This is a genomic window from Ottowia sp. VDI28, assembly GCF_049532675.1.
Taxonomy (GTDB): Bacteria; Pseudomonadota; Gammaproteobacteria; order Burkholderiales; family Burkholderiaceae_C; genus Ottowia.
In genome coordinates, this window is record NZ_CP149820.1 from 356,073 (window position 1) to 379,971 (window position 23,899).

Sequence of the window (23,899 nt, forward strand, 5' to 3'; positions counted from 1 at the left end):
TCAATCACTTTGGGGCGTGCGTGATACCGCCCGCCGGGGTTTCCGCGGGTTCCTGCTCCCTGCTGCGGGGAGAGTTGGAGCTGGGGCCGGGCTTAGTGCCCTGAGAAATCGACCAGCGTGAACAAGGGCAAGCCCGCTTCTTGCAGCCGCGCCGAGCCGCCGAGTTCCGGCAGGTCGACGATGGCGGCGCCTTCGGTGACCGTGGCGCCCAGCTTCTCGAGCAGCTTCTTGCCGGCCATCATGGTGCCGCCGGTGGCGATGAGGTCGTCGATCAGCAGCACACGGTCGCCGGGCTTCACGGCATCGGTGTGCAGTTCGACCGTGGCGCTGCCATATTCAAGCTCGTAGGTCTCCTGGACTGTGGTGAAGGGCAGCTTGCCCTTCTTGCGCACCGGCACGAAGCCTACCTGCAGCTCATAGGCCACGACCGCGCCGATGATGAAGCCGCGGGCATCCAGTCCGGCGACTACGTCGGGGCGCAGCTTCGGATCCTGGTAGCGGTCCACGAAGGCTTTGATCAGCACCCGGAAAACCTCATGGTCTTGCAGCAGAGGCGTGATGTCGCGGAACTGCACGCCCGGGGTCGGCCAGTCGGGCACGGTACGGATATGGTCGCGCAGATAGTCGGTGATGGAGGATGGCGTGCTCATAGGGACGATTGTGCAGCCAGAAAGGCCATGGCCCTCATCCCGCACTCTCTCCCGCTTGCGGGAGAGGGAGAAACCCTGTCCCCACGCTTCCCTAACGCGTCAGCGCCCGCTCGGCGGCCGCCAGGGTTCCAGCCTTGCCGGACAGGAGCAGCGTATCACCGGGCTCGAGCGCCATGTCGTCGGCGACGGTGGCGTGCGCGCTGCCGCGCCGGCGCAGGCTGACCACGCGCACCTCTTCGCCCAGATCGGCCAAGGCCTCGTTCAACCGGCGTCCGATGGGAGCGTGGGGCGGCAGCGTGACGGTCATCAGGCGCTCTTCCTGCAATTCATCTTCGCTGACGTCGTCGGTACCGTGAAAATAGCCGCGCAGGAGGCGGTAGCGCGCATCGCGCTGGTCCCGCACGATGCGGATCACTCGCCGCATGGGCACGCCGACCAGCGCCAGGGCATGGCTTGCCAGCATCAGAGAGCCTTCCACGGCTTCGGGTACCACTTCGGTGGCGCCGGCGGCGCGGAGTTTTTCCAGATCGCGGTCGCCGTAGGTGCGCACCAGCACCGGTACCTCCGGCGCGAGATCGCGGATCGCGGCCAGTGCCTTCAGGACGCTGTGTTGATCGAGATAGGTCAGCGCTACCGCGCTGGCGCGCCCCAGGCCCGCGGCGATCAGGGCTTGAGGACGCGCGGCATCGCCATAGGCCACGGAGTCACCCGCCGCGGTGGCCTGGCGCACGCGGTCGGGATCGAGATCGAGCGCCATGTAGGCGATGCCTTCCTGCTCCAGCAGGCGCGCCAGGTTCTGGCCCGAGCGGCCATAGCCGCAGATGAGCACGTGGCCGCTGGTGTTGATCGACTGGCGGGCAATGTTGGTCATCTGCACCGACTGCTGCAGCCATTCGCTGGTGACCAGCCGCATGACGATGCGGTTGCTGGCCATGATGATGAAGGGTGTAGCTAGCATGGAGAGCACCATGGCCGCCAGCACCGGGTTGAACAGCTCAGGCGCCAGCAAGTTCTCGCGGCGGCTGAGCGTGAGGAGAACGAAGCCGAATTCGCCCGCCTGCGCCAGGTACAGGCCGGTGCGCAGTGCCACGCCCGCGCTCGCCCCCAGCCACTTGGCCAGGCCCGCTACCAGCGCCAGCTTGAACAGTACGGGCAGGATCAGCAGCGCCAGCACCAGCGGCCACTGCAGCAGAATCAACCGCCAGTCGAGCAGCATGCCGATGGTGATGAAGAACAGGCCCAGCAGCACATCGTGAAACGGACGGATCTGCGATTCCACCTGGTACTTGAATTCGGTCTCGGAGATCAGCACGCCGCAGATGAATGCGCCCAGCGCCAGCGAAAGGCCGGCCTGCTCGGTGAGCCAGGCCAGGCCTAGTGTCATCAGCAGCAGGTTCAGCATGAACAGCTCTTCACTGCGGCGGCGCGCCACCAGGGTCAGCCACCAGCGCATCACGCGCTGGCCTCCGACCAGGAGCAGCGAGATCAGGAAGACGGCTTTCAGGCCCGCCAGCGCCAGTGCGCCGAACAGGCGCTCCGGGTTGGAGCCGAGCGCGGGGATCAGCACCAGGAGCGGCACCACGGCCAGATCCTGCAGCAGCAGCACGCCCATCACGCGCTGGCCATGCTCGGATTCCAGCTCCAGCCGGTCGGCCAGCATCTTGACGACGATGGCGGTGCTGCTCATCGCCATGGCACCCGAGAGGGCGAGGGCGGTTCGCCAGTCCATGTGCCAATGGGAGGGGGCCAGGTTGGCCAGGAGGATCGAGCCGAAGGTGACCAGCACCATGGTCAGCGCCACCTGGGCCAGGCCCAGCCCGAACACGTGCTGGCGCATGGCGCGCAGCTTGGGCAGGTTGAACTCAAGCCCGATGACGAACATGAGAAACACCACGCCGTACTCGGCCAGGTGCTTGACGCTTTCCGCATCCTGCCCGAAGGACAGGCCGAGCGTGTGCGGCTCGATCAGCACCCCCACCACCAGGTAGCCCAGAATAGCCGGCAGCTTGAGCCAACGGCACACCGCGACCCCCGAGACGGCGGCCAGCAGATAGATCAGGGCGAGTTCAAGCGAGCTCATGAGGACCATCCTAAACGAGGACGCGCTATCGATACCCGCCCACTCGATAAAATCCCTCTATGCCATTCGATCCTGCCGAAGCCCTGCGCCTGGCCCACGAGACGCTCGATATTGAAGCCGCTGCCGTGCTGGGCCTGAAACGCCAGCTCGACAACGGCTTTGCCCGTGCCGTGCAACTGGTTTTGCAGGCTACCGGCCGCGTCGTGGTGATGGGGATGGGGAAAAGCGGCCACGTGGGCCGCAAGATCGCCGCCACGCTGGCGTCCACGGGCACGCCGGCCATGTTCGTGCATCCGGCCGAGGCCAGCCACGGGGATCTGGGCATGATCCAGGCCATGGATGTCGTGCTGGCCATCTCCAACAGCGGCGAGAGCGCGGAACTCACCTCGATCCTGCCGTTGGTCAAGCGGCTGGGCGCGCCGCTCATCGCCATGACGGGGGGGCCGGGTCGGCGTTGGCACGGTATGCAGACATCGTGTTGAACAGCAGCGTCGAGAAAGAGGCCTGTCCCTTGAACCTGGCACCCACGGCCAGCACCACCGCGCAGTTGGCGCTGGGAGATGCGTTGGCCGTAGCGCTGCTGGACGCGCGCGGCTTCAGGGCCGAGGATTTCGCACGTTCGCATCCCGGTGGTGCGCTGGGGCGCCGCCTGCTCACGCGTGTGACTGACGTGATGCGCGAGGGCACCGGCGTGCCAAGCGCCGCGCCGGAGGCGTCATTCAGCGAGCTGATGCGTGAGATTTCCGAGAAAGGCCTGGGCGCGGCGGCCATCGTGGATACGGACGAGCGCGTGCTGGGTATCTTCACCGATGGCGACTTGCGCCGGCTGGTGGAAACCGGGCGTGATCTGCGCACTCTGACGGCGCGCGAGGTGATGCGCCCTCAGCCGCGCACCATCAGCCAGCATGCCCTGGCTGCAGAAGCCGCCGAGATCATGGAGAAGAACCGCATCACCGTGCTGCTGGTGCTCGACGATGAGGGCCGGCTGTGCGGCGCCCTCAACAGCAACGACCTGATGCGCGCAAAGGTGATATGAAGTTCCCCCTGAGTCGCTTACGCGCCTTCCCCCTGGGGGAAGCTCCCAGCGGCCTGGCAAAGCCAGCTCCGCGGGTGCTCTGGAATGGCCTGCTCTGCGGCCGTTGGAGGTTTTTGTTGCGGGAACTGATATGACAGACCACTTTTCTCCGGCGCTGGCTTTCCCGCCCGAGTTGCTGCTGCGCGCGCAAGGTGTGCGCCTGGCGATTTTTGATGTCGATGGCGTGCTGACCGACGGCGGCCTGTATTTTTCCGGTGAGGGCGAGGCGCTCAAGCGCTTCAATACGCTCGACGGGCACGGCCTGAAACTGCTGGCGCGCGCCGGCATTACCCCGGCGGTGATTTCCGGCCGCGATTCGCCTGCCCTGCGTAACCGCCTGACCGCCCTCGGGGTGACTCACTTGCGCCTGGGCACGGAAGACAAATTGCCCGCGGCCGCAGCCCTCATGGCCGAGCTGAGCCTGGATTGGTCGCAAACGGCCGCCATGGGTGATGATTGGCCCGATCTGCCGGTGATGCAGCGCGTGGCTTTCGCTTGTGCGCCCCCGAACGCGCATGCCGAAGCCCTGGCCCTGGCCCACCATGTGACGGCGCTGCGCGGTGGCGAAGGCGCGGCACGGGAATTCTGTGATCTCCTGCTCGTGGCCAGCGGGCACTATCGGGCGTTGCTGCAGCCATACCTGGCCCCCAAGGAGGGTGCATGAATACCGCACGCCTGTGGCGCCAGGGACGGGACCATTTCCTGACCTGGCTTCCGGTACTGCTGATGGCGTTGTTCGCGCTGGGCACCTGGTGGCTGGTGCGCAATGCGCCGCACATGCCGGGGACGGGCACCGAGCAGCCGCTCAAGCATGAGCCGGATTACTTCATGCGCGATTTTTCGGTGCGCAGCTTTGATGCCACTGGCCGGTTGCAATCGGAAATTATCGGTATCGAAGGCCACCATTACCCGGATACCGACACGCTGGAGGTTCAGAAGCCGCGCATGCGCTCATTCGATGAACAAGGCCGGCTCACGGTGGCAACTGCCCAGCGGGCCATTTCCAACGGAGATGGCTCCGAGGTTCAACTGTTCGGCGATGCCCGCGTGGTGCGCGATGCCACGCCTGCCGAAGATGGCAGCACCTTGCCGCGGCTGGAGTTTCGCGGCGAATACCTCCACGCCTTCGTGGACGACGACCGTGTGAGTTCGGACAAGCCCGTGGAGCTGCTGCGCGGCAACGACCGCTTCACAGGCGATACCTTCGACTACGACAACGGCAGCGGAGTGGCCAACCTGAAAGGGCGCGTGCGCGGCGTTATCCAGATGAAGGGGGCGCCGCAGCCCGGGGTAAATGAGCGCCGCGCTGGGCCGCCCCGAGCAAGCTCCACCCCCTCGGGGGGCAGCGACGACACGAAGTGCAGAGCGTGGGGGCATCGTAATGAGCGCCGCGCTGGGCCGCCCCGAGCAAGCTCACCCCCTCGGGGGGCAGCGACGACACGAAGTGCAGAGCGTGGGGGCATCGTAATGAGCGCCGCGCTGGGCCGCCCCGAGCAAGCTCCACCCCCTCGGGGGGCAGCGACGACACGACGTGCAGAGCGTGGGGGCATCGTAATGAGCGCCGCGCTGGGCCGCCCCAAGCAAGCTCACCCCCTCGGGGGGCAGCGACGACACGAAGTGCAGAGCGTGGGGGCATCGCATGACCTCCCGCTTGGCCTTCATTACCGGTGCTTCTAGCGGCATCGGGCAGGCCTTGGCACAGTGCTTTTTCGGCGCTGGCTGGCAATTGGCCCTGGTGGCCCGGCGCGAGGCGGAATTGAGGGCCTGGGCGGTTGGGCAGGGCTGGCCGGCCGAACGCTGGCGGGTGTACGGTGCCGATGTGGCACAGACCGACAGCATCGTGGCTGCCGGCCATGCCTGCCTGGCCGCGCAAGGCGTCCCCGACGTGGTGATCGCCAATGCTGGCATCAGCGTCGGTATCGATACCGCTGAGCGTGGCGACATTGATGTCATGGCCCAGACCTTTGCCATCAACAACGTCGGCATGGCGGCCACATTCCATCCGTTCATCGGGCCCATGCGTTCGCGTGGCAGCGGCACTCTGGTCGGCATTGCCAGCGTAGCCTCCATCCGAGGCTTGCCTGGGCACGGCGCCTACTGTGCCAGCAAAGCAGGGGTGGTCAGCTATTGCGAAAGCCTGCGGGGCGAATTGCGTGATGCGGGCGTCAAGGTGGTGACGATCGTGCCCGGCTATGTGGATACGCCGCTGACCCGCGGCAACCGCTATGGGATGCCATTCCTGATGTCAGCGGAGGCCTTTGCCAAGCGTGCTGTCCAGGCCATCGAGGCGGGCACGAGCTACCGCGTCATTCCATGGCAGATGGGGGTAGCGGCCAAGCTGCTGCGTGTGTTGCCCAATGCACTGTTCGATCGTTTGCTGGCCGGCAGGCCACGAAAAGCGCGAAAAACCTGAGGATATATTCACGTTTTAAACACGAACACCCATGAAAAATGGCCCCCACGCTTCCCCGCGTCGCGAGGTCCGCTGCCCCCGAGGGGGCTTTTTCATCTTGGGAACGGCCCGGCGATGAAAAAAGGCTCCTAATGGAGCCTTTTTGTTGACAGTTCAGGCAAGCGCCCGAGTGGAGGGGGCTTGCTGGGGACTGATCAATAGTCGTCGCCGCCGTAGCCGCCACCGCCGTCACGGCGACCGCCGCCGCGGGGGCCGGAGCCGTAGGGGCTGCGGAAACCGCCGTCGCCGCCACCGCCTTCACGGCGACCACCGCCGTAGCCACCCTCGCCACGGCCACCGCCGTAACCGCCGCCGCCTTCACCACGGCCGCCGCCATAACCGCCGCCACCTTCGCCACGGCCACCGCCGTAACCGCCGCCGCCTTCACGACGGCCACCGCCGTAGCCGCCGCCGCCACCACCGTAGCCGCCACCGCCGCCGCCGCCAAAACCACCACCACCGGAACGCGGTGGGCGGGGTTCCATGGGACGTGCTTCGTTGACGACGACGTTGCGTCCGCCCAACGATTGGCCGTTCATGCCGCTGATGGCTGCTTGTGCTTCCGCATCGCTGCCCATCTCGACAAAGCCGAAGCCTTTCGAGCGGCCGGTGTCGCGCTCCATCATCACCTTCGCGCTGGTGACGGCACCGAATTGGCTGAACGCCTGTTGCAGATCGCCGTCGCGCACCGAGTAGGGAAGGTTGCCGACGTAAAGTTTGTTGCCCATTAAAGGGACTCCTCAATGACGAATAAAAAGCGATGGAGTCCGCAAAACGCCTTCAATCAGACCTGGCAAAAAACACCGAGGGGGAAGCGAAACTGACCTTTTCACCGCAAGACCACGCGCCTTTCAAATTAGGCACTCGTCAATTATGCGCCATAATAAGGAAAGTCAAGCAAGCCTTTTAATTCCTACTAAATTGAGCGGGTAATAGGAAATCGGCTTTCCGGAGGCTGCTTTCCGGCGATTTTGAGGGGCGGCCACATCATGACACACCCCGGGCGCGAGGGCGGCAGAATCCTGGCCGACATGGCTACAAGAAAACAACGCTTCGGCGGTTTCAGTGCGGTTCGGTGTGGCCTTAGCGGCCCTTGAATTCCGCTTTGCGCTTTTCCTTGAACGCGGCCACGCCTTCCTTATAGTCTTCGCTTTGGGCGATGCCCGTCAGGTAGCCCATCTGGGGGTACGCCAACTCGGCTGGTGACTTGGGTAGTGTTTCCAGCGTGGCCCGCTTGATGGTTTGCAGCACGAGAGGTGCGGAGTCAGCCAGGCGCCTGGCCATCTCAAGGGCCGTATCGTAGGCCTTGCCTTTCTCGGTCACGCGGTTGACCAATCCCACCTCATAGGCGCGCAGGGCGGACAGGGGGTCGCCCAGCATCAGGAACTCCAGGGCCACCTTGTGCGGAATACGGGACACCAGACTGGCCGTGATGCCGCCGAACAAGCCGAGCTTCGCCTCGGGGAAAAGGAACTGGGCTGTTTCGTCCACCACGCAGAGGTCGCTCATCATGGTCAACGTGAATCCGGCGCCCACGGCCCAGCCTTGGACCGCACTGATGAGCGGCTTGTCGACCTTGGCGCCGACATTGGGCACGCCCTTCCATGCTTCCTTGGACGGATCGGTCACGTCCACACCGGCACAGAAGTGATCGCCCTCCGCCGACAGCAGCGCCACCCGCTCTGGGCCATTGGCGAAACGCTGCCAGTATTCATTAAGGAGCGAACTCATTTCGGCATTGAGGGCGTTGCGCCGCTCGGGCCGGCGCAGAGTGATGAAAGCGATGTGGTCCTGGACTTCGTAGGTAACGGGAGCGTTCATGTCAGTTCCTCAGAAAAAAGCAAAAGGCAAAGAGGCCAAGAGACCAAGAGGCCGCGGAGCAGGCCACGCGTGGAACGCCGTGGACGGACCTGCGCCGGCCACTGGCGTTGTCCCCCTTCCAGGGGGAAGGCGCCGAAGGCGACTCAGGGGGTGATGACATCAAGGGGTGATGGCATATACCGCCCTGGCGTCTGCCACAACGATCTGATCGCCATGCACCATGACGGGATTGGCTTCGCATTCGGGTAGCCGCGCGCCCAGTTGGACGGCCATGCGCCCGAAGCGCTGCGCCAGGTTTACCAAGGCATCCAGGTCCGCCCTGGGTTTGCCACGATAGCCATTCAGCAGCGGGAACAGGCGCAGGCCCTGGATGGCTTGCCGGACGGCCTGCGCGTCGGCGCCAGCCGGCAACAGGGCCGTATCCTCCAGAAGTTCCACCAGGGTGCCGCCCATGCCGATCATGAGCATGGGGCCGAACTGCGCGTCCCACTTGGTGCCGATCAGCACCTCGGCATCGGCGCGCGCCTGTTGCTGGACCAGGGCGCCCTCGAAAACCGCTCCGGGTACTTGTCCTGCGGCTTGCTGCAGCGCATGAAAATGCCGCCGCACGGAGGCGTCGTCGGCGACACCGAGCACCACGCCGCCCACGTCGCTCTTGTGCGAGATCTGCGCCGAGACCAGTTTCATCACCACCGGATAGCCGATGGTGCGTGCGATCCGCACGGCGTCGTCCTCGCTGCGCGCCACTTCGCCTTGTGTCACAGGAATGCCGGCGGCGGCCAGCAGGCGCTTGGTGTCATGCTCGGTGATCAGGCCGGGTGCCCAGGAAGCCGCCACGTGCTCCACGGCAGTTCGCGCAGGGGCGTCTTCCGGCGCTGAGATGGCGGGCGAATGGGCCTCCCAGGCCAGGCGGTTGCGCAGGTAGCCCAGCGCTTCCTTGATGTTGGCGAAGTTGACCAACCCCGCCGCCTTGAGCCGGGCGCCCGCCTCAGCACCGGCGCTGCCGGCCGCGTTCACGAAGGTCACCGGCTTGCTGTTTTCGCGGTTGACCTCGACGATGGTGTTGGCTGCCTGCACCATCTCAGGCATGGTGGTCATGAGAAACAAGCCCGCGCCAACCTGAGGGTCGGTCAGCATGGTGTCGAGCACCTTGCGCAGCCACTTCGGATCGTTGGCACGCATGGGCCCGGGGATCGCGCCCAGATCAAATGGCAACCGCGCTCCGGCTTCGGGCATGAGGGGCAGCAGGCGTTGCACCGTATCCGGACCGAGCGCTGCCGCCTGCAGACGGGCTTCCCCCACTAGATCACTGGCCACCGCGCCACCCCCGCCGGAACCGGACAGCACGGCCACCTGCGGGCCGCTGGGCGCTGGCAGACGGGTCCAGGCCGCGGCTTGGGCGATCAGTTCGAGGAAGTCGTCCACCAGCACTGCGCCAGCCGCCATCACAGCCGCTTCAAAGACACGGAATTCCCCTGCCAGGCTTGCCGTGTGCGATTGCACAGCCTTCTGGCCCAGCGCTGTCCGCCCAGCCTTGACGATCAACACCGGCTTGCCGGCAGTCCGGGCACGGCGGAGCAATGCCACGAACCGGGCGCCATCCTTGATGCCTTCCACGTAGAGGGCAATCACTTTGGAGTTGGCATCATCGATGGCGTACTCGAGGAAATCGCACACCTCAAGATCGGCCTGGTTGCCCAGCGAGACGCAGATCGAAAAACCAGTACCCAGGTCATAGGCGCGCGACAGCATGGCGCCGGCCAGCGCGCCGCTCTGGCTGATGAGCGCGATCTCGCCCTTGACCAGCACCTCGTTGCGCATCAGGGCCTGCGAATTGAGCAGGTTCATGCTGGCGTGGCTATGAAAATAGCCCATGCAGTTGGGGCCAATGATCCGCATGCCGGCCCGCGCCGCGATGCCCAGAAGCCTTTCCTGCAGCGCGGCACCCTCCGGCCCGCTTTCGGCAAACTGCGAAGTGACCATCAGGATGATCTTCACGCCCGCCGCCGCGCAGTCCTCAAACGCGGCCTCGGTGCGCTCTTGGGGGACGGCAATCAGTGCGACATCGACAGGTTGGCCGATGGCGCTGACGCTCGGGTAGGACTTCAAGCCCTGCACCGTCTCGGCGCGCGGATTGACGGGGTATATGGAGCCGTTCCAATGGAACTTGCGCAGCAGATTCAACATGCTGCCGCCCCATTTCAGCAGATCATCCGATGCCCCCAGGATAGCCACGGCGCGAGGATTCAAGGCCGTGCTAACAGCCTGCAATGAAGACGTTTGCGGTGCGATTTCCATCATCAATTCAATTTTTCGAGAATGCATCACTAAGCCAGCAACACAAAAAAACAAAAGGCCGCGGAGCAGGCCAACCCAGGGCAGCCGCGGAGCTGGCTCCGCCAGGCCGCTGGCTGCGTCCCCCTGGGGGAGGGCACGCAGTGCCTCAGGGGGATCAATTCTCTAGCTTGAGCCCCAGATCCTTGATGGTCTGGCCATAGAGCGCGTAGTCCTGCTCCCATTGCTTGCGGAAGGCAGCAGGGCCCGCAAAAGCCGTCACCATCGCATAGGGTGCCATGCGCGCGGCCACTTCCGGGTTCTTGAGCGCTTTCTCGAACTCGGAGGCCAAGCGGTCGACCACGGGCTGGGGAGTGCCTTTGGGCGCGAAGGCGCCGAACCAGGTGCCCGTGGTGCGCGCCTCGGGCACGCCCGTTTCATCCACCGTGGGCACATCGGGGAAATCAGGCAGGCGCTTGGGCGACTGCGTGGCCAGCAGGCGCACCTTGCCTTGCTTGGCGTACTGCAGCATGGTCACATCGCTGCTCATGTTCACTCGCCCAGCCAGCAGATCGGTGGTGATGTCCGCAGCGCCCTTGTAGGGCACATGGGTCATTTTGATGCCCCAGCTTTTTTGCAGCATCTCGCCGCCCAGGTGGCCCTGCGAGCCAATGCCCGAGGTGGCATAGCTGACCTCGCCCGGATGGGCTTTGGCGTAAGCGATGAATTCGGGGAGCGTCTTGACCGGCAGGTTGTTGGAGACGGTATAGGCCGGATAGAACTCCGACAGCTTGGCCACAGGGATCAGGTCTTTCTGCGCGTCATAGGGCAGCTTGCGCAAGTGCGGCGTGATGGCCGCGATTCCGACGGGCCCCACGAACAGCGTGTAACCATCGGCTGGTGCGGTGGCCGCCGCATTGGCGGCGATGGCTCCGCCGGCGCCGGTCCGGTTGTCGACGATCACTGGCTGGCCCATGGATTTCTGCATCCCCTCGGCCATCACGCGTAGTACCACTTCCATGCCGCCGCCGGGCGAGAAGGGGTACATGATGCGCACGGGTTTGGACGGAAAGTTTTCGGCCGTCTGTGCCGAGGCCGTGGTGCCCAGCAGCAGCGAGCATGAGGCCATGCCAGACAGCAGCGCGGCCACAGATCTCAGGATCATCTTGTTCACAGTGTCTCCTCAGGTTGGAACTTAGAGCGTGTTCAACGTCTCCTCGCGGGTCCGTTGCGCCCGAAAAACTGCGTCTGCCGCGTTGAAAATCCTCGCGATACCACGAGGTATCCCTGCGGTTTTCGCCTTGCAGCCACAGCTTTTCGAACACAACGGCCCTCGCGCCGAGACGTTGAACACGCTCTTGGATTATGAACATCTACCTGCAGCGCGGCCTTGACCCCTTCGCGCTATACTGCATCGCATAGCGCCGATTTGCCTCTGCTTGCGGGCGCTCAATAAATACCGCTAAATTCGAGCCTGAGCACCCAACCCGGTTTCGATTTGGCGAACCGGGTTTTTTGTTTTTGGGCCGCCCCGAGACAAAAAAGCACCCCTCGGGGGCAATGGACCCAAGCGAAGCGGGGAAGTGTGGGGGTCTTTTTTTATTGCCATGCCGTTCATTGCCACGCCGCAGACCATGCATTTCGAGGCGCCGCTGCCTCTCCAAAGCGGCGCGTCGATCCGTGGTTACGACCTTACCTACGAAACCTACGGCCGCCTCAACGCCGATCGCAGCAATGCGGTGCTCATCTGCCATGCCCTGAATGCGTCGCACCACGTGGCGGGTGTTTATGAGGGGCAGGCCCGCAGCGAAGGCTGGTGGGACAACATGGTCGGTTCCGGCAAGCCAGTGGATACCGACCGCTTCTTCGTGATCGGCGTAAACAACCTGGGATCCTGCTTCGGCTCCACAGGGCCGATGCATGTGAATCCCGATACGGGACAGGTCTACGGCGCTGATTTCCCGGTGGTCACCGTGGAAGATTGGGTGGATGCGCAAGCGCGCCTGCTGGATGCCCTGGGGATTCAGCAGCTCGCGGCCGTGATGGGCGGCAGCCTGGGCGGCATGCAGGCGCTTTCGTGGACGCTGCAATACCCTGAGCGCGTGCGCCATGCAGTGGTGATCGCCAGCGCGCCCAATCTGTCAGCCGAAAACATCGCCTTCAATGAGGTCGCGCGCCGCGCGATCGTGACCGACCCAGACTTCCATGGCGGCCACTTCTACCGCCATGGTGTTGTGCCCCAGCGCGGCCTGCGCATTGCGCGCATGATTGGCCACATCACGTACCTGAGCGATGACGTGATGAACGAGAAATTCGGCAGGGAGTTGCGTGAGGCCGTGACCCAGAACGCCAGCGGGTATCGCTTTTCCACACAAGATGTCGAGTTCCAGATCGAAAGCTACCTGCGTTACCAGGGCGACAAGTTCAGCGAATACTTCGACGCCAATACCTATCTGCTCATCACCCGCGCGCTGGACTATTTCGATCCGGCGCGGGCTTACGGCGGCGACCTGACGAAGGCCCTGGCGCAGACCAAGGCCAAGTTCCTACTGGCCAGCTTCACGACTGATTGGCGCTTCTCACCCGCGCGCTCACGGGAGATCGTCAAGGCGCTGCTGGAGAACCGCCGCGAGGTGAGCTATGCCGAGATCGATGCACCCCATGGCCACGATGCGTTCCTGCTGGAGGATCCTCGTTACCTGAGCGTGGTGCGTTCTTATTTTGAAAACATCGCGGCCGACGGGAAAGCAGGCGCCGCAACCCGAAGCGTGGAGGTGCCCAATGAGTGAGGCCAGCATTCAGCATCTCATTGCCTCCCTGGTGCCAGAAGGTTCGCACGTGCTTGATCTTGGTTGCGGCGACGGCGCGCTGCTGGAGGAGTTGATGCGCGAGCGCCGCTGCACCGGCTACGGCATCGAGATCGACGATGCCAACGTGCTTGCGTGCGTACAGCGCGGCGTGAATGTCCTGCAGCTCAACTTGCACCAGGGGCTGAAGGCTTTTCAAGATCAGAGCTTCGACGTGGTGCTGCAGATCGACACCCTGCAGCATCTGCGCAATGTCGAGGTCATGCTGCGCGAAACCGCGCGGGTGGGGCGCACGGGCATCATCGCCTTTCCCAATTTCGCGCACTGGCCGAACCGCCTGCAGGTGCTGCGCGGACGCATGCCCGTGACGCGGCGCCTGCCTTACCAGTGGTATGACACGCCCAACATCCGCGTGGGCACCTACAAGGATTTCGAGGTGCTGGCGCGCAGGAACGGCCTGAAGATCCTCGATGCCTTCGGCTTCGAAGGTGGGCGCGAGGTGCGCAGCCTGCCCAACTGGCGGGCCAGCACAGCGGTGTTCAAGCTGCAGCGCTGAGCACACCCCGCACAACAGTGCGCGGGATCATGCCGGGAAAATCTGAGCGGCCTCATACAGGGCTTTCCATTTCGGGAAGTCCTTTTTGACATACTCATCCGACTGCTGGGGATTCAGGTTGAGTGCCCGATTGCCTTCAACCTTTCCGCGTTCGATGATCTCGGGATCCAGCAGCACTGATCGGACGTCCTGCCAGAGTTTCTCGACGATCGGCCGCGGTGTCGCCGAAGGAACAAAGAAGCCGCTCCAGCTCTCGACCACCGCATCAGGAAATGTCTCGGCGATGGTGGGAATTTCAGGAAACTGCGCGAGCCGCTTGGCGCCAGTCACCGCCACGATGTGCAGGTTGTTTTTCCTGCCGAAGTTCAGCGCAGTACTCATGGGACACCAGGCTGCATTCAGCACTTTGCCCATCAGGTCGGTGTAGAGGCTGTTCGAGTTGTACCGTGCGTAGGGAAATTTGACCCCCGCGGCTTTTTCCAGCAGCCTGTGGGCCACCTCCGCAGTCGTGCTGCCGCCGCCCATGGCGTTCCCCCCGGGATCAGCCTTGATGCGTTTTACCAGGCCCTCGACGCCGAGATGCGCATCTTCCGCGCGCACCAGAATGCAGAACACGGATTCGAGCATGACCGTCACGGCGGAAAAATCCTTCTCCGGATCGTAGGGCAGCTTCTTGAAAATACCCGGCGCGGCCGTGAGGGATGAATTGGTCGCATACAGCATCATCTGGCCGTTTGGCTTCGCCTGGGCCGCGAGCGCTGTTCCAATGGTGGTGCTTGCGCCCGGCCGAAGCGAGATGACCACGGGTCTTCCCATCTTCCTCGAGAGCTTGTCTCCAAACAGGCGGCTGAATATGTCAGGCGGAGACCCTGAGGAAAAAGGTACGAGGAGCGTGAACACTTCTCCGCCCATCTGCGCCTCGGCCACGGCCGGCGCAAGCGCCAGGGAGGAGCCGGCCGCGGCCATCAGGCCAAGCGCCTGGCGCCTGTTCACGCCCTGGAGCGCGTTTTCTGAAAACGGGACCTGTGCGGTTTTCAGTTCGTCGTGATGAACCATGCGAGTCTTTCCTTGTTCAATGGCCATTCGGCGCGTTTGTGAGCCAGTGCGCGGTTGTCCCAGATCACGATGTCGCCTGCCTGTGGTTCGTACTCCCAGCCGCTGCCGTGCGGCTCGAGGTGCGACCACAGAAAATCCAGAAGTTCAGCGCTGGTGCGCTCGCTCCATCCCTGGATCGGGCTGTCAGGGCGGGCAGGCAGGCAGAGGAAGGGCCGGCCGGCGCTGTCATGCATGACCAGGGGGTGTGCGGTGCCCTGGTGGCGTTCGTCCCATGAAAGGGCCGCGGCTTGGCCAGGGGGCTCGACATCGACGCCGACAGGGTGTTCGTAATGAATGGCCCAAAGATTCTGGATCTGGGTCTTCGTGTGTTCGGGCAAAGCGGCGTGAACTTGCCTCATGTCGGCAAAGCCCAGCGTGCCGCCGCCTGGATCGGCCTTTACCGTGTATTGGGCTGAATACTGGGGAATAGGTCCTGAGGTGCTGTAGTCTACGTGCCAGACATGCGCCACGTCGCCGCGCGTGAGCTTTTGCGGCGTATCGGCAGTTCGTTGCCCGACAAACACATAGTCGCTTGCGGGCAGCGGCAACGAAGCGTGCTTGACGCGAGCAGGCCTTACCTGGCCGAAGAGGCCGAGCAAATCTACAAAATCGTTTGCGCCGATGTCCATTCCGGACAGCACCAATACCCCTTCATGACGCAACCGCTGCCGGAGCTTCTCGGTGGCTTCGGGGTGAGCCTGCAGCAGGTGCGGCTGCACACCCCGGACCCGGGTGCCGAAAGTATTGCCGATCGAGGTGAATTCAAGTGAGCTCATGTCTGGGGTCGTGGCCACGTCTCAGTGAGTGAAGGCGCGTGGAAATCCTGGATATCGTATGCATATGTGAACGACTGATGCGCTCATTGAAGGAATAGCTTATCTCTGAAAGGCGAGGAATGTTTGAGGGTATTTACTTAAAAATAGCCAAATCAACAGCAAATGGAATATTCATTCACATCGCGTCCATGTTCGCTTATTATTTACATATGCGAATTTCAAGCGAACAAACTGATCAGCACATGCAGCGAAAAGCCCCGCGCCCGGGGCCGATGGCGGTAAACCGGGTGCTCAATTTGCTGCAGACGCTGGCCAGTCCTGACGCGCCCTATTCCCTCGGCCGCCTGAGTGCGCTGTTGAATACGCCGAAGCCCAGTGCGCTTGCGCTGCTCAATGAGCTGGTTTCCCTGGGTTATGTCCGCAGGGTGGATAACGGGTTCGAATTGGGGTCCCGTGCCTTCCGGTTGGGCCTGCAGATGATGTCGGTGGGCTCGGTCAGCCGCTTGGTTCGAGACAGTCTTCGCCAGGTCAGCGATGAATTGAAAATGACAGTGGCGTTCGGGTTTCTCGACCGGCTCGGCAGAACCCTTGTGTATGGCGATCGCTACGATGCCAGCGGGCCGGTTCGCTATGTCGTGCAGTTGGGTACGCCGCTGGCCATTCATTCAAGGGCGCTTGGCAGATTGCTGCTGGCATATGAGCCAGAGGCGGATTGGCCCTTGTGGCTGGGCGAGGAGCCTTATCAAGCGTTCACACCTTGTACGACCACGGGGTTGGGGCCATTGTCGGAAGAGTTGAGAAAAATCAGGCGCGATGGCTTGGCACGTACGGCCTCTCAGCAATACGTCGGCATAGGAAGCTGCGCTTTGCCGATATTCGATCAGAACGGACTGGTTTCTTGCGGCATTGCCACTCAGACCTCGGTCCATGCGCTCGAGGCGCACGAGCCGAAAGTGATTGCGGCACTTCGCGCGGCGGCCGCTCTGCTGGGCAAGGAGTTCACGGCTCGAGACATCACCCGGGACACGCTGCCGGCACATATGTAGCGTGGCGCTTCGCGACGAGGCTGGGCCGCAAGGCGCTGCTACCATCACAGGCCTGCCGTGAAACTGACACCTGCATTTCACACCCTGGTGCGACAAACGGTACTTCATCGAGTGCAACGGTGCGAACGTGCCGTTGCCGAGGAGGAGGACCTTTTTCATGTTTGCACCAACCCTTTCCGATCGGGGACCGCTGGCTGCCGGAGCGCTGGTATTGGCTGCCCTGCTGGGCATGGCCACACCGGCGCTGGCTGCGCCGGTGGCGTTTACCGGCAACTACACACAGAATTTCGACACGCTGGCCACCTCGGGTGCCGACTGGATTCAGGGCAGCACGCTCGCGGGCTGGTATCTGTATACGGGCGCTGGCGCCGACATCGCGACTTATCAGGCGAGTGACGGCACCTCGAACTCTGGCGCGTTCTATAGCTTTGGGGCCAGCGGTAACTCGGAACGGGCCCTGGGTGGGACGGCTTCGGGCGGCGCTTATTTCGGCTCACCTGCTTCCGGTGCGGTGGCCGGGTACATCGCCGTGGCGGCCACGAATGCCACCAGCGCTGCCATCAACACGCTGACCATCAGCTTCAATGGCGAGCAGTGGCGCAACGGCGGCAACACCAGCGCGCAAGCCATGGTCATGCAGTATGGTCTCAGCAGCGACGGCAGCTTTGCCGGGGTGGCCACCTGGACGGATTCGCTCTCCTGGAATTCGCCCGTCACTGGATCGTCGGCCGCCTCCGTGGATGGCAACGCAGCCGGACGCGCGCCGGTCAGCGGAGCCTTGTCCAACTTGAACTGGCAACCGAGCCAGACGCTGTGGCTGCGCTGGATCGAGAAAAACGATCCCGGCAACGACCATGGCCTGGCGATCGATGATTTCTCGATGCTGAGCGGTAGTGCGGCTTCTGGCCCCACCTTCGCCATTTCGGCCTTGTCTGCCGATCAGAAGGAAGGCCAGGGCGGCACCGCGCCGTTTACCTTCACCGTTAGCCGCGATGGGGACACGGCGGTGGCTGCCACCGTGAACTATGCGGTCACGGGTACCGGTACCTCTCCTGCCGACGCTGCCGATTTCGGCGGCACACTGCCCAGTGGCAGCCTGGCTTTTGCTGCTGGCGAGACGAGCAAGACGATCACCGTCCAGGTATCTGGCGACACCACGAGCGAGTCCGATGAAGGTTTCACGGTCACGTTGAGCAATCCCAGCGCTGGCAGCGTGATCGCGGCCACAGCCTCGGGCGTCATCCGCAACGATGACCCCAGCAACAGCTTCACCAAGATCTCTGCCATACAAGGCAGCGGCGCGGCCAGCTCCCTCGCGAACAACGGCAACTCCTACATCGTGCAAGGCATGCTGACAGGCTGCCAACCCGGATTGAACGGTTTCATGCTGCAGGCCACGCGGCCCGAGGAAATGGACAGCGACCCCGCTACCTCAGAGGGCCTGTTCGTCTATTACGGCAGTCTTGCCGCCAACTTGCCGAGCTTCATGAGCGGCGGCGCTTGCCCGGTCGGCACGACCTATCAGGTGACCGGCAAGGTGACCGAATACAAAGGGCAGACGGAACTGTCCAACACGCATAGCTACACGGAGGTGTATTCGGGCGGCAGCCTGCCGGCTTCGGTCCAGATCACCTTGCCCGTGGCCAGCATGGATGTCTGGGAACGCTATGAGGGCATGATCGTCGAGGTGTCCTCGGCCACCACGGGCGGGAAGCTGGTCGTTTCCGATAACTACAACCTGGGCCGCTACGGCCAGGTGACGCTCGCGCCGGACGATCTGCAAGTGCAATACACCGAAACCCATGCGCCAGGCAAGGCAGGGTTCGACGCCTACAACGCCCAGCTCAAGCTCAGCCAGATTCTTCTTGATGACGCCTTCGGCCCGCAAAACCCGACCGGGGGCATCGTGGGCCGTGGCGGGCAGCCGCTCTCGGCCGCCAACCCGCTGCGAGCGGGCGATTACACAGACAAGATCGTTGGTATCCTGGATCAGTTCGTGTGGCAGAGCAGCAGCGACTCCAGCAGCGGCAGCAACGCTCAGCCTGAACCGGCCGCCCATGAGACGAACTATCGCATTCAGCCGATCGCGGGCGTCGTTCCCAACTTCAGCCCGGCCCTACGCCCCACGGCGGCGGACATTCCTGCAGCCATCCAGGGCGCAGAAATCAAGGTGGCTTCGGCGAACGTGCTGAACTTCTTCAGCACGCTGGGCACCACCCAGTTCGTGACCAACGGCGGCGGCAGTATCGCGGGCCGAGGGGCCAGCAATGCCACGGAATACCAGCGCCAACTGGACAAGATCGTCGCCAACCTGATTGGCTTGAATGCCGATGTCTACGGCCTGATGGAAATCCAGAACAACGGCTTCGACGCGCCCACGGACGCCACGGCCCATAACGGCAAGAGCGCCATCAAGTCGCTGGTGGATGCGCTCAACGACGCCGCTGGCGCCAACACCTTCGCCTATGTGAAGCAGGCCAACACCGGCACGGATGCGATCACGGTGGCCATTCTCTACAAACCCGGCAAGGTCACCCCAGTGGGCGCTGCGGTCACACCTGATACCGGCACCTACGATGCATTCGTGGGCACCACTTACGGCAACCGGGTGCCGGTGGCGCAGACTTTCCAGTCACAAGCCGACGGCGAGAAATTCACGGTGGTGGTAAACCACTTCAAATCCAAGGGCAGCGGTACGGCCCTGCAAGGCGAAGATGCCGGTGACGGTCAGGGCTCGAGCACCTTGGCGCGCGAGCGCGCGGCCGCGCATCTGCTGCAATGGCTGGGCACCCATCCCACGGGTGATGACGATGCGGACGTTCTGCTCCTGGGCGACTTCAACGCCTACAGCGCGGAAAAGACGATGACCGACCTGTTGGTGGGTGGTTTTCAGAAAGTATCGACCGGCTACTCCTATTCGTTCGACGGCCTGTGGGGTTCGCTGGACCATATTTTTGCCAGCAGCGCGCTGGCTTCCAGCGGCCAGGTCGCGGGCGTCTACAAGTGGCATATCAACGCCGAGGAACCGGGGGTACTCGACTACAACCTGGAGTACAAGAGCGCCGAACAACAGACGAGTTTCTACGCGGCTGACCAGTACCGTTCCAGCGACCACAACCCCATGGTGATCGGCTTGAACCTGGGCGAGGTGCCTCCGGAGCAGTTCACGCTGCCGCTGTCTGGTGGTGCGGGTGATCTCTCGGGCCAGTTCAGCCAGACCACTTGCCGTTTGGCAGGCACTCCGGCACTCTCGGGCACTTTGCCGGCCGCTGCACCGGCGGGCTGGAAAATCTCCTCCGACATGCTGTCGTTCACGGCTAATGGTTGTGGGGAGGGCGGTGGTCTGACACTGACGCTGACTTATCCGCAAGCCTTGCCGGCCAACGCCAAGCTCTGGAAATGGGGCCCCACGCATGACAACGCTACTGACCACTGGTATACGGTGCCAGCCACCATCAGCGGCCATACGGCGACGTTCGCATTGACCGACGGCGCTGATGGCGATGCCGATCTGGCGGCCAACGGAAGCATCACTGATCCAGTCGTTGTGGGCGTACCGCTTGGAGGCGGCACGGGAGGTGCATTGACCCCGGTGCCTACGCTCGGCGAGTGGGCGCTGCTGCTGATGACTCTGCTGCTGGCGGGGGCGGCTGCCCAGCAGCAGCGCCGGCGCAAATGATCGGCCAGTAGTTATTGACCTGAAGCGGTTTCTCGCGCCACGTCGGCCAGGAAATCGCTTCGCGCCAGTTCGCTCTGAAGGCCGGCCTGGCGCAGCCAGTTGGGGTAGGTCTGCTGAAAGTCGGCGACGATGCGAGCGAGCGGAAGATCATCGAAGCTGCCGCGCTCGTTGACGTACTCCATGTGCCGGTTGCCGGCCTTGTCGAACGGGTGGTAGATCGAATCCTGCACACCGTCGAAATCCAGCGGATGCAGGCCGAACTTCTCGCACAGGCTCAGGTTGAACGCAGGCGTGGCCTTGCGCCAGGCACCGTCGATCCAGATCTCGGTATAGCCGTGCCATATGAACATGTCGGTTTTCATGGTTTCGCGCATGCGCTCGGTCGACATATGGTTGCGCACGTCGGCAAAACCCAGGCGCGCCGGAATGCCGGAGGCACGGCAAACCGCTGTCAGCAGGGCGGCCTTGGGGACGCACCAGCCATAGCCATTGGCCAGCACGGTGCTGGCACGCATGCCTACAGGCGACAAATCGATGCGATAGGGGTCGTACAGAAAGCTGTCGCGCACCGCGTAGACCAATGCCACGGCGCGTTCGCGCTCATTGACGCCGCGCGCGTGGGTACGGGCAAATTGAATGACCGAGGGCTGATCGGCGTCGATGGCTTCCGTGGCGGCCAGATGGGCGGGGGTGGGTGTGTCTTGCATGGGGCCTACGGTACCAAATTTCCAGGCACACCACCGGCGCGCCGGAAATTCTCAGAGCTTGCAGGCAAGCCCGGATTGGACGATCTGTGAAACAGACCGAACATCGGGGAGGCTCAGCAGCGTATCCAAGAGCGCTTGGCGCGCGGCAGGTTCCACCGTGCGCGCGCAGTCGTGAAACTTGGCTGCCAGATCCCCATCCCGGAGGGGTGCGCTCGCCTCGCCCCGGGCCACGAAGACTTCACCGCTGTCCAGGCAACGCCCGTCGCTGAGATGCAGTACCAGCCGGTCGCTGGCAGCGAGTGTGGGCTCGGTCGGGTGAGACGTGTTCACGATGCGGATGCTCAGCTTCTCGAAGAGCGACTGCACATCGGGCCGCTGAACGAATGTATCCTCGAGTTGTTCAAGGCCGCACGCGTGGGCGACCAAGGGGGCCGCCACTGCGAACTGAAGACTGAACTTGGCCTCGAGCCCGGTGGCCGGCCGTGCGTTGCGCAGCATCGAGGCCTGTGCCGGGCCCACCGTGGCTTCCGCGGACACCAACTGCGCCGCGCCAAAATCATTCGCCTTGACGAGATCCATCGCGGCGTCGATCACGCGATGCGTGGCGAAGCACATGGGATATTTCTTGACGGTCAGCCCCAGGGATTCCAGGCGAGCTACGCTGCCGAAATCGGCGGGAAGAGGCTCAAGATTGACTCGCCCGCCGGCGGAAATGGCTGTGAGAAAGCCCTTGGGATGCTCCAGCACATCAGGTGCCGCAGTCATGCCCGCTTGCGCCAGGTCAGCCGCATCGATGCCGTGCGCCGCTGCCTGGCCGGCATGGAATGGTTTGGCCATGCTGCCGAAGTTGGCGGCCAGGCCTGACGCCATGCTCGCGGCCAGGCCCAAGGCGTGGGCGGCACGTTCGGCATCCAGTCCGCGCAAGGCCGCAATCGCTGAGGCCGCTGCCAGCGTGCCGAAGACGCCCGTCGGGTGCCAGCCCTTCAGATGATGAAGATCGTGGTCGCGTGAGATCAACTCGGCCCAGACCTCGTGCCCGGCCACATAGGCATTGATCAAGTCGTTTCCGCTGGAGCCCAGGCGCTCGCCTTCGGCCAGAAGCGCGGACACCAGCACCGCGCTGGGGTGGCCTTGCAGCCCCACATCGTCATAGTCCAGTGCATGAGCCGCCACGCCGTTCACGAGGGCGGCGTCTCGCGCGCTCATCTGTTCCTGGCTGAGCAAGACATGCGCCTGGCCACGACCAGGGCTCTGCCTGGATGCCGCCCAGCGCCGCGCGATCTGGGCGGCAGGTTCCATGCGGCCGGCGATCATAGTTGCCACGGTATCGGCGAATCCGTTGCGCACGATGGTCTGCAGGCGCCCAGAGAGGCTCCGCCGGGGAGAGCCGGCGACGAACGCGCCCAGGCGCGCGGTCAACCCCAAGAGCGCAGGTGTAGAAGGGCCTGAGCGTGTCATAGGGTGACGATGACCGTTTTGAGCTGGGAGTAGTGGTTCAAGGCCTCGCGGCCTTTCTCGCGCCCGATGCCGCTTTGCTTGTAGCCGCCGAATGGGGTTTCCACGCCTCCCGACGGATACTCGTTGATGTACACCTGACCAGCCTGCAGCTTGCCCGCCACCCGATGCGCACGCGAGAGGTTTTGCGTCCACAGGCCTGCCGCCAGGCCGTAGTTCGAATCGTTGGAGATCTTGATGGCTTCGGCCTCATCGGCGAACTCGATGACCGCGCATACGGGGCCGAAAATTTCCTCGCGCGCGATGCGTGAATCAGATTTCAGGTTCGCGTAGACCGTAGGCTGTACGAAGTATCCCGGGCCTTTCTGACGCTGGCCGCCGGTGACCAACTCGGCCCCTTCATCGCGTGCAATGTCGAAGAATTCACACACCTTCTGAAACTGCGGCTGCGTGATGATCGGGCCAATCTGGCAGTCATCGCTTGCGCCCACTTTCAGCTTTTCCACCTCGGCTTTCAGCAGGGGCAGGAATTGTTCGCGCACTGATTTTTCAACCAGGATTCTGGTCCCCGCGATGCAGGCCTGTCCGGCGTTGATGGTGAATCCGCGCGCGGCACCCCTGGCTGCCGCTGCGAGGTCAGCGTCTGCAAACACGATGTCTGGCGATTTGCCGCCGAGCTCCAGCGTGACGGGGACGATCCGCTCTGCTGCCTTGATGCCAATTTCCCGCCCCGCCCGAAGAGAACCTGTGAAGGCAATCTTGGACACCAGCGCATGCGAGACGAGCGGTGCACCAGCTTCGAGGCCATTGCCGGTCACCACGTTGAACGCGCCGGCCGCCAAACCGCATTCATGCGCGATCTCCGCCAACCTCAGTGTGGAGACGGAGGTGAATTCAGAGGGCTTGGCCACGACGGTGTTTCCCGCAGCCAGAGCCGGTGCGACGGCCCTGGCGGCCTGATTGATGGGCGCGTTCCACGGCGTGATGCAAGCGACCACCCCATAAGGCTCCTTGACCGTGTAGCAGAGTTTGCCAGGACCGATGTCGATGGTCTCGCCTTCGATGGAAGGCGCGAGGCCGCCATAGAACTCGAAATACTGAGCCGCGATTTCGATGTCGACGCGGGTCTGGGCGAGAGATTTACCCATCTCGGTTTGCTCGATCAGCGCCAGCTCCTCGGCCTTGTCGCGCAGGGCCTGGGCGATTTTGACCAGGATCCTGCCGCGGTCGAGCGCTTTCGTGCTTCGCCATGAATCCAGCGCGGCATGTGCCGCGTGAACCGCACGGTCGATATCGGAAGCCGAGCCGCGCGCGATGTGGTAGGTCGCCTCGCCCGTGACGGGGCTGGTTTCGTTCAGGTATTGATTGGAGTCCGGCGGGTAGTAAGCGCCCGAGATGAAATGATTCCAGGTGGACAGGCTCATGA

General features: G+C 63.5%; 18 protein-coding genes and 1 pseudogene. 8 read left to right on the top strand and 11 right to left on the bottom strand.

The features are described from left to right. Nucleotides 1-92: 92 nt before the first annotated feature. Nucleotides 93-650: an adenine phosphoribosyltransferase gene (locus WJU18_RS01620; protein WP_423458435.1), complete on the bottom strand. Its 558-nt coding sequence runs from the start codon at nt 648-650 to the stop codon at nt 93-95. Nucleotides 651-741: 91 nt separating this feature from the next. After that, entirely contained in the window at nt 742-2,730 is a 1,989-nt protein-coding gene (locus WJU18_RS01625; RefSeq protein WP_423458436.1) for a cation:proton antiporter, read from the bottom strand. 59 nt (nt 2,731-2,789) lie between these two features. On the opposite strand from WJU18_RS01625, the pseudogene WJU18_RS01630 reads away from it, so the two are divergent. From WJU18_RS01630 to WJU18_RS01645, 4 genes and pseudogenes are all read left to right on the top strand, one after another. Further along, a pseudogene (locus WJU18_RS01630) lies at nt 2,790-3,766 on the top strand (KpsF/GutQ family sugar-phosphate isomerase). Between the two features lie 130 nt (nt 3,767-3,896). Further along, nucleotides 3,897-4,469, top strand: a complete 573-nt coding sequence (locus tag WJU18_RS01635; RefSeq protein ID WP_423458437.1) for a KdsC family phosphatase — start codon at nt 3,897-3,899, stop codon at nt 4,467-4,469. Continuing rightward, complete coding sequence (gene lptC / locus WJU18_RS01640; protein WP_423458438.1) at nt 4,466-5,482, top strand: LPS export ABC transporter periplasmic protein LptC; 1,017 nt, start codon at nt 4,466-4,468, stop codon at nt 5,480-5,482. The genes WJU18_RS01635 and lptC overlap by 4 nt, the downstream gene beginning before the upstream one ends. After that, on the top strand, nt 5,445-6,218 hold the full coding sequence (locus WJU18_RS01645; protein ID WP_423458439.1) for an SDR family oxidoreductase: 774 nt from the start codon (nt 5,445-5,447) through the stop codon (nt 6,216-6,218). Before lptC ends, WJU18_RS01645 begins: the two co-directional genes overlap by 38 nt. A 194-nt stretch (nt 6,219-6,412) precedes the next feature. On the opposite strand, the gene WJU18_RS01650 is transcribed toward WJU18_RS01645, so the two are convergent. The 4 genes from WJU18_RS01650 to WJU18_RS01665 all read right to left on the bottom strand — a co-directional run bounded on the left by WJU18_RS01650 (nt 6,413) and on the right by WJU18_RS01665 (nt 11,517). Continuing rightward, a complete protein-coding gene (locus WJU18_RS01650; protein WP_423458440.1) occupies nt 6,413-6,985 on the bottom strand; it encodes an RNA recognition motif domain-containing protein in 573 nt (190 codons plus the stop codon). Between the two features lie 355 nt (nt 6,986-7,340). Beyond that, entirely contained in the window at nt 7,341-8,078 is a 738-nt protein-coding gene (locus WJU18_RS01655; RefSeq protein WP_423458441.1) for an enoyl-CoA hydratase/isomerase family protein, read from the bottom strand. Nucleotides 8,079-8,237: 159 nt separating this feature from the next. Then, a complete protein-coding gene (locus WJU18_RS01660; RefSeq protein ID WP_423458442.1) occupies nt 8,238-10,403 on the bottom strand; it encodes an acetate--CoA ligase family protein in 2,166 nt (721 codons plus the stop codon). A gap of 127 nt (nt 10,404-10,530) precedes the next feature. Further along, a complete protein-coding gene (locus WJU18_RS01665) occupies nt 10,531-11,517 on the bottom strand; it encodes a Bug family tripartite tricarboxylate transporter substrate binding protein (protein WP_423460912.1) in 987 nt (328 codons plus the stop codon). A 442-nt stretch (nt 11,518-11,959) separates the two neighbouring features. On the opposite strand from WJU18_RS01665, the gene metX reads away from it, so the two are divergent. Together metX and metW are read left to right on the top strand one after the other, a co-directional pair. Further along, nucleotides 11,960-13,141, top strand: a complete 1,182-nt coding sequence (metX, locus tag WJU18_RS01670; RefSeq protein WP_423458443.1) for a homoserine O-succinyltransferase MetX — start codon at nt 11,960-11,962, stop codon at nt 13,139-13,141. Then, entirely contained in the window at nt 13,134-13,715 is a 582-nt protein-coding gene (gene metW / locus WJU18_RS01675; protein ID WP_423458444.1) for a methionine biosynthesis protein MetW, read from the top strand. The genes metX and metW overlap by 8 nt, the downstream gene beginning before the upstream one ends. A gap of 27 nt (nt 13,716-13,742) precedes the next feature. Here metW and WJU18_RS01680 read toward each other — a convergent pair whose 3' ends face one another. After that, on the bottom strand, nt 13,743-14,771 hold the full coding sequence (locus WJU18_RS01680; protein WP_423458445.1) for a Bug family tripartite tricarboxylate transporter substrate binding protein: 1,029 nt from the start codon (nt 14,769-14,771) through the stop codon (nt 13,743-13,745). Next, nucleotides 14,750-15,586: a TauD/TfdA dioxygenase family protein gene (locus WJU18_RS01685; RefSeq protein WP_423458446.1), complete on the bottom strand. Its 837-nt coding sequence runs from the start codon at nt 15,584-15,586 to the stop codon at nt 14,750-14,752. The genes WJU18_RS01680 and WJU18_RS01685 overlap by 22 nt, the downstream gene beginning before the upstream one ends. Nucleotides 15,587-15,705: 119 nt before the next feature. Here WJU18_RS01685 and WJU18_RS01690 point away from each other — a divergent pair, with 119 nt between their 5' ends. Next, a complete protein-coding gene (locus WJU18_RS01690; RefSeq protein WP_423458447.1) occupies nt 15,706-16,632 on the top strand; it encodes an IclR family transcriptional regulator in 927 nt (308 codons plus the stop codon). Between the two features lie 157 nt (nt 16,633-16,789). After that, complete coding sequence (locus WJU18_RS01695) at nt 16,790-20,311, top strand: ExeM/NucH family extracellular endonuclease (protein ID WP_423458448.1); 3,522 nt, start codon at nt 16,790-16,792, stop codon at nt 20,309-20,311. Between the two features lie 11 nt (nt 20,312-20,322). Here the strand turns inward: WJU18_RS01695 and WJU18_RS01700 are convergent, their stop codons facing one another. The 3 genes from WJU18_RS01700 to WJU18_RS01710 are packed head-to-tail and all read right to left on the bottom strand — an operon-like array spanning nt 20,323 to nt 23,897. After that, entirely contained in the window at nt 20,323-21,018 is a 696-nt protein-coding gene (locus WJU18_RS01700; RefSeq protein ID WP_423458449.1) for a transglutaminase-like domain-containing protein, read from the bottom strand. 51 nt (nt 21,019-21,069) lie between these two features. Beyond that, a complete protein-coding gene (locus tag WJU18_RS01705; RefSeq protein WP_423458450.1) occupies nt 21,070-22,476 on the bottom strand; it encodes an MmgE/PrpD family protein in 1,407 nt (468 codons plus the stop codon). Then, nucleotides 22,473-23,897 (bottom strand): aldehyde dehydrogenase family protein, encoded by a 1,425-nt coding sequence (locus WJU18_RS01710; protein ID WP_423458451.1) that lies wholly within the window; start codon nt 23,895-23,897, stop codon nt 22,473-22,475. The genes WJU18_RS01705 and WJU18_RS01710 overlap by 4 nt, the downstream gene beginning before the upstream one ends. Nucleotides 23,898-23,899 lie beyond the last annotated feature (2 nt).

Excerpts from the sequence above, each read along its gene's own strand:
- WJU18_RS01620 (WP_423458435.1), bottom strand. The coding sequence starts at position 650 with ATGAGCACGCCATCCTCCATCACCGACTATCTGCGCGACCATATCCGT.
- WJU18_RS01625 (WP_423458436.1), bottom strand. The coding sequence starts at position 2,730 with ATGAGCTCGCTTGAACTCGCCCTGATCTATCTGCTGGCCGCCGTCTCG.
- WJU18_RS01635 (WP_423458437.1), top strand. The coding sequence starts at position 3,897 with ATGACAGACCACTTTTCTCCGGCGCTGGCTTTCCCGCCCGAGTTGCTG.
- lptC (WP_423458438.1), top strand. The coding sequence starts at position 4,466 with ATGAATACCGCACGCCTGTGGCGCCAGGGACGGGACCATTTCCTGACC.
- WJU18_RS01645 (WP_423458439.1), top strand. The coding sequence starts at position 5,445 with ATGACCTCCCGCTTGGCCTTCATTACCGGTGCTTCTAGCGGCATCGGG.
- WJU18_RS01650 (WP_423458440.1), bottom strand. The coding sequence starts at position 6,985 with ATGGGCAACAAACTTTACGTCGGCAACCTTCCCTACTCGGTGCGCGAC.
- WJU18_RS01655 (WP_423458441.1), bottom strand. The coding sequence starts at position 8,078 with ATGAACGCTCCCGTTACCTACGAAGTCCAGGACCACATCGCTTTCATC.
- WJU18_RS01660 (WP_423458442.1), bottom strand. The coding sequence starts at position 10,403 with ATGCATTCTCGAAAAATTGAATTGATGATGGAAATCGCACCGCAAACG.
- WJU18_RS01665 (WP_423460912.1), bottom strand. The coding sequence starts at position 11,517 with ATGATCCTGAGATCTGTGGCCGCGCTGCTGTCTGGCATGGCCTCATGC.
- metX (WP_423458443.1), top strand. The coding sequence starts at position 11,960 with ATGCCGTTCATTGCCACGCCGCAGACCATGCATTTCGAGGCGCCGCTG.
- metW (WP_423458444.1), top strand. The coding sequence starts at position 13,134 with ATGAGTGAGGCCAGCATTCAGCATCTCATTGCCTCCCTGGTGCCAGAA.
- WJU18_RS01680 (WP_423458445.1), bottom strand. The coding sequence starts at position 14,771 with ATGGTTCATCACGACGAACTGAAAACCGCACAGGTCCCGTTTTCAGAA.
- WJU18_RS01685 (WP_423458446.1), bottom strand. The coding sequence starts at position 15,586 with ATGAGCTCACTTGAATTCACCTCGATCGGCAATACTTTCGGCACCCGG.
- WJU18_RS01690 (WP_423458447.1), top strand. The coding sequence starts at position 15,706 with ATGTTTGAGGGTATTTACTTAAAAATAGCCAAATCAACAGCAAATGGA.
- WJU18_RS01695 (WP_423458448.1), top strand. The coding sequence starts at position 16,790 with ATGTTTGCACCAACCCTTTCCGATCGGGGACCGCTGGCTGCCGGAGCG.
- WJU18_RS01700 (WP_423458449.1), bottom strand. The coding sequence starts at position 21,018 with ATGCAAGACACACCCACCCCCGCCCATCTGGCCGCCACGGAAGCCATC.
- WJU18_RS01705 (WP_423458450.1), bottom strand. The coding sequence starts at position 22,476 with ATGACACGCTCAGGCCCTTCTACACCTGCGCTCTTGGGGTTGACCGCG.
- WJU18_RS01710 (WP_423458451.1), bottom strand. The coding sequence starts at position 23,897 with ATGAGCCTGTCCACCTGGAATCATTTCATCTCGGGCGCTTACTACCCG.